The 11,898-nt window shown below is 69.0% G+C and carries 10 protein-coding genes; 5 read left to right on the plus strand and 5 right to left on the minus strand.

Annotated features, from left to right (window positions below; all coding sequences use genetic code 11):
* Positions 1-196: 196 nt before the first annotated feature.
* From D474_RS0123070 to D474_RS0123080, 3 genes are all read left to right on the plus strand, one after another.
* The gene (locus tag D474_RS0123070) at positions 197-658 is read left to right on the plus strand and encodes a GNAT family N-acetyltransferase (protein ID WP_017615847.1); all 462 of its coding nucleotides are present in this window, start codon (positions 197-199) and stop codon (positions 656-658) included.
* Positions 659-794: 136 nt separating this feature from the next.
* Positions 795-1,457: a PaaI family thioesterase gene (locus D474_RS0123075; protein ID WP_017615848.1), complete on the plus strand. Its 663-nt coding sequence runs from the start codon at positions 795-797 to the stop codon at positions 1,455-1,457.
* Between the two features lie 231 nt (positions 1,458-1,688).
* Complete coding sequence (locus D474_RS0123080; RefSeq protein WP_017615849.1) at positions 1,689-2,009, plus strand: chorismate mutase; 321 nt, start codon at positions 1,689-1,691, stop codon at positions 2,007-2,009.
* A 13-nt stretch (positions 2,010-2,022) separates the two neighbouring features.
* Here D474_RS0123080 and D474_RS0123085 read toward each other — a convergent pair whose 3' ends face one another.
* Positions 2,023-3,225: an endonuclease/exonuclease/phosphatase family protein gene (locus D474_RS0123085; protein ID WP_026118731.1), complete on the minus strand. Its 1,203-nt coding sequence runs from the start codon at positions 3,223-3,225 to the stop codon at positions 2,023-2,025.
* Positions 3,226-3,529: 304 nt separating this feature from the next.
* Here D474_RS0123085 and dnaE point away from each other — a divergent pair, with 304 nt between their 5' ends.
* The gene (dnaE, locus tag D474_RS0123090) at positions 3,530-7,090 is read left to right on the plus strand and encodes a DNA polymerase III subunit alpha (protein WP_017615851.1); all 3,561 of its coding nucleotides are present in this window, start codon (positions 3,530-3,532) and stop codon (positions 7,088-7,090) included.
* Between the two features lie 22 nt (positions 7,091-7,112).
* Here the strand turns inward: dnaE and D474_RS0123095 are convergent, their stop codons facing one another.
* Positions 7,113-7,652, minus strand: coding sequence for a DinB family protein (locus D474_RS0123095; protein WP_017615852.1), 540 nt, complete (start codon positions 7,650-7,652; stop codon positions 7,113-7,115).
* Positions 7,653-7,729: 77 nt separating this feature from the next.
* Between D474_RS0123095 and D474_RS0123100 the strand changes: the two genes are divergently transcribed.
* Entirely contained in the window at positions 7,730-8,437 is a 708-nt protein-coding gene (locus tag D474_RS0123100) for a hypothetical protein (RefSeq protein ID WP_017615853.1), read from the plus strand.
* 18 nt (positions 8,438-8,455) lie between these two features.
* On the opposite strand, the gene D474_RS0123105 is transcribed toward D474_RS0123100, so the two are convergent.
* The 3 genes from D474_RS0123105 to D474_RS0123115 form a co-directional block, all read right to left on the minus strand.
* Complete coding sequence (locus D474_RS0123105; protein ID WP_017615854.1) at positions 8,456-10,324, minus strand: AMP-dependent synthetase/ligase; 1,869 nt, start codon at positions 10,322-10,324, stop codon at positions 8,456-8,458.
* 139 nt (positions 10,325-10,463) lie between these two features.
* Complete coding sequence (gene ybaK / locus D474_RS0123110) at positions 10,464-10,946, minus strand: Cys-tRNA(Pro) deacylase (protein WP_193374046.1); 483 nt, start codon at positions 10,944-10,946, stop codon at positions 10,464-10,466.
* A gap of 141 nt (positions 10,947-11,087) precedes the next feature.
* Positions 11,088-11,786, minus strand: a complete 699-nt coding sequence (locus D474_RS0123115; RefSeq protein WP_017615856.1) for an LON peptidase substrate-binding domain-containing protein — start codon at positions 11,784-11,786, stop codon at positions 11,088-11,090.
* Positions 11,787-11,898: the final 112 nt, after the last annotated feature.

The following is an 11,898-nucleotide window of genomic DNA, read 5'->3' on the forward strand; positions in this document are numbered from 1 at the left end:
CGAACCACCACCCCCGAGGCAACACCACACAACACCCCGACCCGAAAGACCCCGCCCCGAAGCATCCCGGCCCGAGGCAACACCAGAGAATCTCCCCACGAGGCAGCACCACACAACATCCCAGCCCCAGAACCACCGCCTCCAGAATCCCCGACCGCCCAGGTCCAACCCCCTGAACCCCATATAGGCTGCGAGCATGACCCTTTCCGAAGCCGGGGCCGCCACGTCCCAGCAGATCCGCCTGGCCTTGGGCGAACACGACCTCGCTGCCGTCTTCGTCATCCGCGGCGCCGTGTTCGTCGCCGAGCAGAGCGTGCCCGTGGAGGAGGAGTGGGACCACCGCGACACGGAGGCCGACCACCTCATCGCCCTGCACGACGGGGTACCGGTGGGCACTGTGCGCATGGTCGTCGAGCAGGAGGGTGTGGGGGTCCTGGGACGCCTGGCCGTCCTGCCGCGCGCACGCGGGACGGGCACCGGCAAGGCCCTGGTGCTTGCTGTGGAGGAGCGCGCCCGCGAGCGCGGCCTGCTGTCGGTGGAGTTGCACGCTCAGACCCATGCCCTGGGCTTCTACGAGGCGCTCGGTTACACGGCGCACGGCGAGGAGTTCCTCGACGCCGGGATACCGCACCTGCACATGGAGCGTGACCTGCGCTGACGCGGTCCAGGGTGGCGTGGGTCTCCGGTCTCTGTGAGAGGTGGCGCACAGACGATCGGAATACTACCGAGTAGGATTCGGTTCGAGGTTGGTGCCCCCAGCCCGACCAGCACCCACCGAACCCTACGAGGAAAACATGACGGTCAACACGCAGCCGGTCGCCGAGCGCCCCGACCCCCGCGCCTACGGCCTGCCCGTGGTCGAGCAGGACCAGATCCCCGACGAACTGCGCTCCCTCGTCGACGGCGTCCGGAACCTCGTGGACGCCGTCGCCAACACCGAGGCCGACTCCGCCACCCTCGCCGAGGCCGACGCAGCGGTCCGTGCCCTCAACGACAAGCTCAACTCCGCCCGCCGCGAGGTCGGCACCATGATCCGCCGCACCATGGGCGACGGCAGTGACGAGCTCGGCACCATCACCAACATCGTGGCCGGCACCACCAACCCCGCCGCCCCGCCCCTGGACCTGGAGCACGTCGAGGGCGGCGTGCACGGTACCGTCACCCTCAACACCACCTTCCAGGGTCCCCCCGGGCTCGTGCACGGCGGATGGATCGCCGCCCTGCTCGACCAGGCCGTCGGCAGTGCCTCGGCCGTCGAGACCAGCCCCGGCATGACCGCCAAGCTCGAGGTGAACTACCGGCATCCCACCCCGCTGTTCACCCCGCTCGAGATCAGCGCCCAGGTCCGCAGCACCGAACGCCGCAAGGTCTACGTCACCGGTAGGATCCGCGCTCACGGCAAGGTCACCGCCGAGGCCGAGGCGCTCATGATCCGTATCCCCATGGACGAGGGGTAGGGGCGGACGCGGCCACCCTGCTAGGATGCCTCCCGTGAACCACAGCGCTCATGTGTTTATCAGGCCGACGGTCCCGTCGGCCGTTCACGTGTGAGCGCAACCGGGGATCGTCGGCAACAGAGCATCGGGTACCACCCGGTGCTCTTTCGCTTTCCAGGCGGCCGACGCCCCGGTGCGCACCCCCGAGGGCCGGCGGCCGCGCCAGCAGCCCACAGGGAGGACGAGGACACCGTGCACCGAGCCGCAGACCGCACCACGCCCGCCGAGAGCATCCACCACCTGCGCGGACGCATCGACCGCATGGACGCCGAACTCGCCGAGCTCCTCGAACGCCGGGCTCTCTTGGCCGCCGAGGTCCAGCGGCTCAAGCCCGTCGGTTACTTCGCCGGCCGCGACACCGAACGCGAACGCGCCCTCGTCGAGCGCATGGCCGAACACGCACCCCGCCTGGGCGCCGGCCGCCTGGCCACAGTCATGGACGCCGTCATCACCACCGGGCTCTCCGCCGCCGAGGACGAGGCCCGGGACGGTGCCCACAGCGAGCGCCCCTGAGCGGGGAGGGTCCTCACTCGCGCACGTCCACGTCCACCCACACCAGGCGGTGGTCCGAACTCGGGAACGGCCGGTCGCCGGTCAATCGGAACAGCGGCTCGTCGGCGGCCGGCCAGAACACCCCCGACCCCCGCACCCGCAGGTCGTCGCTGGGCAGCACGTAATCGGCCCGAAGGTGGCCCTCGGGTTCCGGGGCCGACGGGTCCAGGGCAGCCGCACCCAGGCCGCCCCGGCTCGTGGGTACCGGGTCCTGCACCGATGGGTGCTCCAAGAGCTGCCGGATCGCCTTCGGGTGGCTCGCCCCGGCGTCCGGGTCGGCGTTGAGGTCGCCGGCCACCACGAACGGCGCCCGCGGGGGCAGTCCGCCCCGGCCGCCCCCGTCGTCGTAGATGTGGCCGGCCGAGCCGGAGAGGTAGTCGACCCAGAACCGGATCTCGTCGTGGTTGCGCAGCACGTTGCGCCGCTCGGGTCCGTCGAAGGCCGGCGGGGTCGGGTGCGAGGCCAACAGGTGCACCGGCCGTCGTCCCCCGGCCTCCACCGGGATGTCCCAGTGCGCCTTGGACGACAGGCGCATCACCTCGCGCGCGGCGGCATCGTGGAACGGGCGCCCGGTGTCGGGGTCGTTGGGGAGCAGTGCACCGGGCAGGTCCGTCCACCGGAACCTGCGGAAGGTGCGTACCCGGTCGGTCAGCAGCGGCAACCGTGAGAACACGACCATCCCGTACTGGCCCGGGAAGAGGCCGAACCCGAACGCGTCTCCGGCGTGTTCCAGGGTTCCCGGGCGCGTCACCACCCGCCCGTTGCCGTCCAGGTCCGCACCGGAGGCCACCCCCGTGTTGACCGGCCCCGTGTACACGTACGGGTAGTCGATACCGCGGGCACCGCGCACGCCCCGGGTCAGGTGGTGGTCCTGGAACAGCCGCGGCCCCAGGCGGTGGGGGTCGTGGTCGAACTCGTTGACCAGCAGGACGTCGGGGCGCACGCGTTGCACGATCTCGGCGACGTTGCGGACCTGCCGGTGCCCGGGGGCGGCCAGGTCGGCCAGGAGGGCGCCCGGTTCCGGTCTGCTGAGCGCGGCGTTGAAGGCCGCGAAACGCACCGCACCCTCAGGAGGCGGTGGCGGGAGCGAGCTCGGGGCCCTGTGCGAGGGCGCCGGGCGCAGGCCCGCGGAGGACAGCACGAGGGTCGCCGCGGATCCGCCGGAACGTGGGTGCATGGGGGATGGTCCTCCCGGTCGCGGTCGCGTGTCCACAGGCACGAGAACCCCGCCCGCGGTCCGTGGCCCACTGTGTTTCGCTGCCCAAGCCTAGAGAACGCTCCGACCCCATACGTCTGTTTTGTTGGAACGCGGCACTCGCGGAACGGGGCTCCGGCGGCAGGCGGCCCGGCGGCCCGCGTGATCCGTGCCGCGGTCGTTCACATGTTCCGCCGGGGCCACACGCGCGGCCCCGCGCAAGGCGTAGGCTCGGAGGTCTACACGCACCACTCCGTCACCGATTCCTCCCGGGGGCAGCCGCGCCATGGCCGATTCCTTCGCTCACCTGCACGTCCACACCGAGTACTCGATGCTCGACGGGGCGGCCAAGCTCAAACCGCTGTACCAGGAAGCGGCCCGGCTGGGCATGCCCGCGGTGGCGATGACCGACCACGGCAACATGTTCGGCGCCTACGAGTTCTTCCAGCAGTCCCTGGGAACCGGGGTCAAGCCGATCATCGGCATCGAGGCCTACGTGGCGCCCGAGTCGCGCTTCCACAAGAAACGCGTGTTCTGGGGTCGGGCCAGTGGGTCCGAGGACGCCTCCGCCGAGGGCGGCAAGGACATCTCCGGTGGTGGCCGCTACCTGCACATGACCATGCTGGCCGAGAACGAGACGGGTCTGCGCAACCTGTTCAAGATGAGCTCGCTGGCGTCCATGGAGGGCTACTACATGAAGCCCCGCATGGACCTCGAGCTCATGCAGCAGTACAGCGAGGGCGTCATCGTCTCGACCGGTTGCCCGTCCGGCGGTGTGCAGACCCGGTTGCGACTGGGCCAGGAGGACGAGGCGGTTGCCTACGCCGGCACGCTCCAGGAGATCTTCGGAAAGCAGAACGTGTACCTGGAGCTGATGGACCACGGCGTGGAAATCGAGAAGCAGGTACGCGACGGCCTGCTGCGGGTGGGCAAGAAGCTCGACATCCCTCCGCTGGTCACCAACGACTCCCACTACGTCTACGAGTCGCAGTCCTCGGCCCACGACGCGCTGCTGGCCGTCGGTGTGGGCAAGAACCTGGACGATCCCTCCCGGTTCCGTTTCAACGGCTCGGGTTACTATCTCAAGACCGCCGACGAGATGCGCTCGATCCTCAACTTCGACGAGTGGGCGCGCGGGTGCATGAACACCCTCGAGGTGGCCGAGCGCATCGCACCGGACGCCTACGACAACGTCTTCGCCCACCGCGACCTCATGCCGGCCTTCCCCATCCCCGACGGGGAGACCGAGTCCTCCTGGCTGGCCAAGGAGGTCGAACGCAACCTCCACCACCGTTACCCCGACGGCCCCTCGGAGGACGCACGGCACCGGGTCCAGCACGAGCTCAACATCATCAACTCGATGGGGTTCCCGGCCTACTTCCTGGTCGTGGCCGACATCTGCCAGTACGCGCGCAAGAACGGCATCGCCCTGGGCCCGGGCCGCGGATCGGCGGCGGGCTCGATGATCGCCTACGTACTGGGCATCACCGACCTGGACCCGCTGGAGCACGGCCTGCTGTTCGAGCGCTTCCTCAACCCCGAACGCGTCTCGATGCCCGACATCGACCTGGACTTCGACGAGCGCCGTCGCGGGGAGATGATCGAGTACGTCACGCGCCTGTACGGCGAGGAGCGCGTGGCGCAGATCCTCACATTCGGCACGATCAAGGCCAAGGCTGCGGTGAAGGACTCCACCCGCATCCTGGGTATGCCCTACTCCACCGGCGACACGATCACCAAGGCGTTCCCGGCGCCGGTGGGCGGTAACGAGATCCCGCTGGACGCGGTCTTCAACGACGAGCACGAGCGCTACAGCGAAGCGGCCGAGCTGCGCAACCTGATGGACAACGACCAGCAGGTCGCTCAGGTCATGGAGACCGCTCGCGGTATCGAGGGCCTGACGCGAGGAACGGGTGTGCACGCGGCCGGCGTGATCCTGTCCCGCGACCCGCTGCTCGACGTGATCCCGCTGCACAAGCGCGACACCGACGGCGCCATCATCACGGGCTTCCCCTATCCCCAGTGCGAGGACATGGGGTTGCTCAAGATGGACTTCCTGGGCCTGCGCAACCTGACGATCATCGACGACGCGATCAACAGCATCAAGGAGGCCGAAGGGGTCGAGCTTGACCTGTCCCAGGTGCCCCTCGACGACCCGAACGCCTACAAGCTCCTGGCGCGCGGTGACACCCTGGGCGTGTTCCAGCTCGACGGTGGTGCCATGCGCAACCTCCTGCGCCGTATGGAACCGAAGAACTTCGGTGACATCACCGCCGTCATCTCGCTGTACCGTCCCGGGCCGATGGCGGCCAATGCGCACAACGACTACGCCGACCGCTCGAACGGCCGCCAGGAGATCACGGCGATCCATCCCGAGCTGTACGACGCGCTGGAACCGATCCTGGGTGAGACCTTCCACCTGATCGTCTACCAGGAGCAGATCATGGCCATCGCCCAGCAGCTGGCCGGCTACACACTGGGCGGCGCCGACCTGATGCGCCGTGCGATGGGCAAGAAGAAGATCGAGGCCCTGGAGAAGGAAGAGGCCAAGTTCTTCCCCGGCATGATGGAGAAGGGCTTCTCCCGGGAGTCGGTCCAGGCCCTGTGGGACGTCATGCTGCCCTTCGCGGGTTATGCGTTCAACAAGTCGCACGCGGCCGGATACGCCCTCGTCGCGTACTGGACCGCCTACCTCAAGGCCAACTACCCGGCGGCGTACATGGCGGCGCTGCTCACCTCGGTCTCGGGTGACAAGGACAAGATGGCGGTCTACCTCTCCGAGTGCCGCTCGCAGGGCATCAAGGTCCTGCCGCCGGACGTCAACGACTCCGGTCTGCGCTTCACCCCGGTGGGCAACGACATCCGCTTCGGCATGGGCGCGGTGCGCAACGTGGGCACCAACGTCGTCAACTCGATCACGAAGACGCGGGAGGAGAAGGGCAAGTACTCGTCCTTCACCGACTTCCTGTCCAAGATCGAGCTGGCCGCCTGCAACAAGCGTGTGATCGAGTCCTTGATCAAGGCCGGTGCGTTCGACTCGTTGGGCCAGCCCCGGCGGGAGCTCTACCGCCACCACGAGACCGCGGTCGAGGGCATGATCAGCTCCAAGAAGCAGGAGGCCCACGGGCAGTTCGACCTGTTCGGCGGCGGAGACGGGGGAGACGCGGCCCCGATCGGGCTCAACATCGCCTGGGGCGACGAGGAGTGGGACCGCAAGACCAAGCTCGGGTTCGAACGCGAGATGCTGGGGCTGTACGTGTCCAGCCACCCCCTGGCAGGGGCCGAACGCATCCTGGCCCGCTCGCGCGAGCACTCCATCTCCCAGATCGTCGGCGGCGACCTGGCGCGCGAACGCGGCGAGGTGCGCATCGCCGGGCTCGTCTCCGGCGTGGACAAGCGGGTCAACAAGGCCGGCAACCAGTGGGCGATCTGCACGGTGGAGGACCTGGACGCCTCGATGGAGGTGTTGTTCTTCCCCAAGACCTATCCGCTGTACTCCGAGGCCCTGTGGGAGGACACCGCGATCACCGTCAAGGGCCGCCTCAACGAGCGTGACGGTTCGTGGTCGATGTTCGCGTCCGAGATGTCGATCCTGGACATCTCCCACGTCTCGGACGGTGAACCGCCCGTGCTGCTGACCATCTCCGAGGACCGCATCACGTCCGAGATGATCGGCGACCTGCAGCAGGTGCTCGTCACACACAAGGGGGAGACCCCGGTGCGGATCCGGGTCGACAACCCGGTCAAGTCGCGCATCTACGCCCTGGACCGTTACTCGGTCAACATCTCGCCGGAGTTCAACGGTGAGGTGAAGAGCCTGCTGGGGGCCTACGCGGTCGAGTACTGACCCGTACCGGTCCCGCGGCCGCTCAGGTGCCGGTGGTTCCGTCCGCGCTCTCCCGTAGCAGGTCCAGGTGGCCGTTGTGCCGGGCCGTCTCCTCGAGCAGGTGCACCAGCACCCAGCGCAGGGTCGTGCGGCGCCCGAGCGGGTCCTCCGCCCGGGAGGAACTGCTCAGCTCCAGTCGCGCGGTGACATCCCGCGATCGCAGGTACTGGCGCTCGTAGGCCTCCAGCAGATCGGCCAGGGGCACACCCGCCCCACTGCGCCAGTCGGCGTCGGGGTCCTCGGGCGTCGACGGGCCCCGGTCCGGCACACCCAGCATGACGGCCTCGAACCAGAAGTGCTCCACCCATCGGAGGTGGGCGACCACCCCGGACACCGACAACAGCGGCGAGGTTCCCAGCGGCGCCACCGGGGCCAGCCTGGGGGCCAGTCCCGCGCACTTGGTGCGTACAGTGGCACGGTGCCGGTCCAACCACGAGGTCAGCATCGTGCGCTCGTCCGCGGCCGTGGGAGGATCAGCACGCGGGGTCGGGGGCACCGTCAGGGGCGTGTGGTGGTCGTCCATGCCGGTATTCTCCTTCCGGCCGTGCCGGGTATCCACTGGTTTTCGGGGCGACGACGGGATGAGGAGCACCTGGGCAGATGACGCACCAGAGCCTGGAGGGCAGAGGGGCGCCGGCGCGTGCGCTGGTGATCGTGCTCGTGATCTTCGCCGCGATCGCCGCAGCGGGGGCTGCACTCGGCCTGTTGTGGTGGGGTCTGGCACCCCGCCCCGAGGGAACCTCGCTGGGTGACGGCGAGGTCTTCACCGGAACCACCGAGGACGTCTTCGCCGGTGAGGGCTACTTCCTTATCATGACCGCCATCGCCGGGCTCGTCAGCGGCTATGCGGCCTACATGCTCCAGTTCCCGCTCGCCCGACGCCGTGTGCAGGACCTGCGCCTGCCCGTGCTCCTGGCAGGCGTGCTCGGTTCGGCAACCGGATCCCTGTTGACCTTCTGGGTGGGAACGAGCCTGGACGGCGCCCTGCACCGGGGGGTCGCCGAGGCCTCACCGGGGGAGTCGGTCACCGTGGGGCTACAGCTGGACGCCACCGCGTTCCTGGTGGCCTGGCCCTTCGTCTTCGTCCTGCAGTACGGGTTGCTGGACGCCGTCAGCGTGGTGCGCCGCGACCTGCCGGGTTCGCCCGGGCTCCGGCCCCTGGACCGGTTCGAACACCTGCCGGCGGGTGAGCCCGATGCTGCAGGGCCCAGTGCGCACCCGGGCGAGACCGCGCCCGGTGCCCAGGGCACCGAACAGCCGGGGGACGGCCCCGAGGACGCACCGCCCGAGGACGGGCGCGCCCCCTGAGGGCCTGCCCGGCCCCGTTCAGATCCGGTGCACGCTGTCGCCGTACATGCCGTCCAGGATCTGCTGGTACTTGGACTCGATCGCTCGCCGCCGCATCTTCAGGCTCGGGGTGATCTCACCCTCCTCCACCGACAGCTCGCTCGGCAGGATGTCGAACTTCTTGACGGTCTCGTGCCGCGGCAGGTCCCGGTTGAGCTGGTCGACGGCCTCCTGTATCAGGGAATGCACCCGCGGATCCTTGGTCAGGGCCGGGTAGTCCAGGTGCCCGAGCCCGTTCTCCTTCGCCCACGCGGTGATCGCCTCCTCGTCCAGGGCGACCAGGGCCACGCAGTAGGGGCGGCTGTCGCCGTGCACGATCATGTTGGCCACGTACGGGCACAGGGCCTTGAACCGGCTCTCGATGGCCTGGGGCGCCACGTACTTGCCGCCGGAGGTCTTGATGAGTTCCTTCTTGCGGTCGGTGATGCGCAGGCGCCCGTGTTCCAGCTCCCCGATGTCGCCGGTCGCGAACCAGCCCTCCTCGGTCAGCACCGCCTCGGTCGCCCCGGAGAGGTTGTGGTAGCCGCGCATGACGCCCGGGCCGCGCAGCATGACCTCTCCGTCCTCGGCGATGCGCACCTCGGTCCCGGGCAGCGGCAGGCCCACGTAACCGAAACGCACGTCGCCCGGGCGGGTCAGGAACGCGCCCGCACTTGTCTCGGTCAGTCCGTACCCCTCCAGGATCGTGATCCCGGCGCCGTAGAAGAACCGGCCGATGTCGGGTGCCAGGGGGGCGCTGCCGGAGACGAAGAAGCGCAGCTGCTCACCGAACCGGTCGTGGAGCTTGGCGAAGACCAGCTTGTGCGCGAGCCGGTGCTGGGCGGCCAGCATGCCGGTGGGTTCTCGCCCCTCTTCCTTGACCCGGGAGACCTTGTCGGCCACGCCCGCGGCCCAGCGGAAGATCCGGTACTTGGCGGGCCCGCCCTCCTTGGCCTGCATCACGACCCGGTTGTAGACCTTCTCGAAGATGCGCGGCGCCGCGGCCATGAACGTGGGCCGCACGACGGGCAGGTTGTCCACGATCCGGTCGACCCTGCCGTCCACGGCGGTGGTGTAACCGATATGCAGCTGGGAGACCTCCATGACCTTGCCGAAGGCGTGCGCGAGCGGCAGCCACAGGGACTGCAGGGCGTTCTCGCCGATGAGGTCCCAGCCCTGCACGCGCAGCTCGTCGTTGAGGTCCTTCAGTGCGTAGGCCTCGTAGAGCCAGTTGGCGTGGTCCAGGCGCACACCCTTGGGGCGTCCGGTGGTCCCCGAGGTGTAGATGAGAGTGGCCAGGTGGTGGGACTGCACCGAGGAGACCAAACGGTCGAACAGGTCGGGCTGTTCCTGGGAGAGCTGGGACCCTGCCTTCTCCAGCTCGGCAAGGCTCATCACCCAGTCGTCGTCCCCGCCGGCGTCGCCCTCGAAAGCCACCACCTTGGACAGTCCGGGCATCTGAGGACGCTGCTCGCGCAACTTGGCTACCTGATCGTCGTCCTCGGCGAAGGCGATCATGCTTCCGGAGTCGGAGACGATGTAGGCGCAGTCGGGTGCCGTCGAGGTCGGGTAGATGGTGGTGGACGCGCCGCCTGCGCACAGGATCGCCAGGTCGGCGAGGATCCACTCCATGCGGGTCCCGGATGCGATCGCACACCGCGCCTGTGAGGTCACACCCAGTGAATGCAGGCCCAGGGCGATGTCGCGGACCCTGTCGCGCGTCTGCGACCAGGTCAGGCTCTGCCAGGTGTCCGGGCCGCCGGAGGGGTCGGGGACGGGGTAGCGGTAGGCCTCCCGCCCCCCGGAGGCGGCGACGCGGGAGACGAACATGTCGGGCAAGGAGGAGTAGGGGGATGAGCTGTTACCCATGTCACAAAGCTACCCTCAAGTAAGTTGTCGGGCAACAGAGAGTACAGGGAGTACCAAGTGCATCATCCGGGTTCTGATGTGCACGAACCCGGATCTTCCCCACAATCGCCTCAGGTCGAAGGCCTCTTGCGCAGTCTGCTCACGCCCCGCTGATCGGCGCGGTCGTCGCCTCGGTCAACCGGATCAGGTCACGCGGCCGCAACTCCATCTGCAGGCCCCGGCGCCCGGCGGACACGTAGACCCTCACCAGGACGTTCACCGACGAATCGATCACCGTGCGCAGACGCTTGCGCTGGCCCAGCGGGCTGATACCGCCCCGCACGTACCCGGTGATCTTCTCAGCACGGCCCGGCTCGGCCATCGAAGCCCGTTTACCGCCCACCGCCGCGGCCAGCGCCTTCAGGTCCAACGACGCACCGACCGGCAGAACGCCGACCGTGAACACACCGTCCACCTCGGCGATCAGGGTCTTGAACACGTGCTCCCTCGGAACACCGATCGCGTCGGCGGCGTCGGTGCCGTACGAACCTCCCTCCGGCGGGCCGGGTTCGTAGGGGTGCAGGGTGTAGGTCGTCTTCGTGCGTCCGGCCGCCACGGTAGCGGGCGTGGCTTGAGCGCTCATGTGCTGTCCTGGTTCTGATCTGGACCGACGGGACCGGTCCGCACACGTCACCGGCGGCTTGTGCGGACCGGGCAGCAGGGTAGGGCATAGCAGCAGCTCTCACGTGTGCTCCTGCCAGGCCGGTCGCAGGGTGGTGCCCGATCAGTTGTAGGAGACCCCGTGGCTCAGGAACGGCCCGGCGGGAAGGTTGTGCAGCGTCGGCGCCGCCACGATCCGGTTCTCACGCCGCAGGAACCGCGCCAGCACCGCCAACCGGGTCGCCGCGTCCTCGGCCTCCAACAACCGCTGCTTCTCCGGCTGGTCGAGTANCGGGTCCTTGGGCAGCTCACGCGTGTGTTCGGGTGTCATCCCGATCTCCGCCAGCCGCTGGGCGTAGGTCTCGAAGAGCTCGCGGACCCGCTCGGCGTGCTCCTCGGCGTCCGGCCCCATCGGTTCCGGCAGCAATGACACGGAGGCGCTCGAGTACTCCTCCGGTGAGGAGGCGTCCACCTGCGAGACGTCGTCGACCGTGAACCGGGCCCCGCCCTCGATCACGAGGTCGTAGCGTCCGTCCTCGTAGGTGCGCAGGTCCCGCACCAGAGCCGTGCACCCCGTCGCGCTGATCAGCGGCAGTGTCGTCGAGGTGCCTTCGCGCGGGGCGCCCGCGTCGGCACCGCCCGAGCCCTGGCCGGACTCGCCGGTGACCTCGTGGCCCAACTCGATCCACACGACCCCGAAACGGCGGGGGGCGCNCGCCTCGGTGACCAGTCGCCGGTACCGGGGCTCGAAGACGTGCAGGGGAAGGGACATACCGGGGAACAGCACGGTGTTCAGCGGGAAGAGCGGAAGTGCCAAGGGCATGTCCTCCAGTATGCCGCCGACGGTGACCCGGTGCCCGACGCGCCATGGGTGTTTTCCCCGTACCCGCACGAAGGCGCCCCGCGCGGATGCGCGGGGCGCCCGTCCCGGCGGG

Origin of the sequence: Nocardiopsis salina YIM 90010 (assembly GCF_000341025.1) — a bacterium.
GTDB classification, from domain to species: domain Bacteria; phylum Actinomycetota; class Actinomycetes; order Streptosporangiales; family Streptosporangiaceae; genus Nocardiopsis; species Nocardiopsis salina.

Bases quoted from the DNA above. Each gene is read 5' to 3' on its own strand.
- D474_RS0123070 (WP_017615847.1), top strand. From the start codon at position 197: ATGACCCTTTCCGAAGCCGGGGCCGCCACGTCCCAGCAGATCCGCCTG.
- D474_RS0123075 (WP_017615848.1), top strand. From the start codon at position 795: ATGACGGTCAACACGCAGCCGGTCGCCGAGCGCCCCGACCCCCGCGCC.
- D474_RS0123085 (WP_026118731.1), bottom strand. From the start codon at position 3,225: ATGCACCCACGTTCCGGCGGATCCGCGGCGACCCTCGTGCTGTCCTCC.
- dnaE (WP_017615851.1), top strand. From the start codon at position 3,530: ATGGCCGATTCCTTCGCTCACCTGCACGTCCACACCGAGTACTCGATG.
- D474_RS0123095 (WP_017615852.1), bottom strand. From the start codon at position 7,652: ATGGACGACCACCACACGCCCCTGACGGTGCCCCCGACCCCGCGTGCT.
- D474_RS0123100 (WP_017615853.1), top strand. From the start codon at position 7,730: ATGACGCACCAGAGCCTGGAGGGCAGAGGGGCGCCGGCGCGTGCGCTG.
- D474_RS0123105 (WP_017615854.1), bottom strand. From the start codon at position 10,324: ATGGGTAACAGCTCATCCCCCTACTCCTCCTTGCCCGACATGTTCGTC.
- ybaK (WP_193374046.1), bottom strand. From the start codon at position 10,946: ATGAGCGCTCAAGCCACGCCCGCTACCGTGGCGGCCGGACGCACGAAG.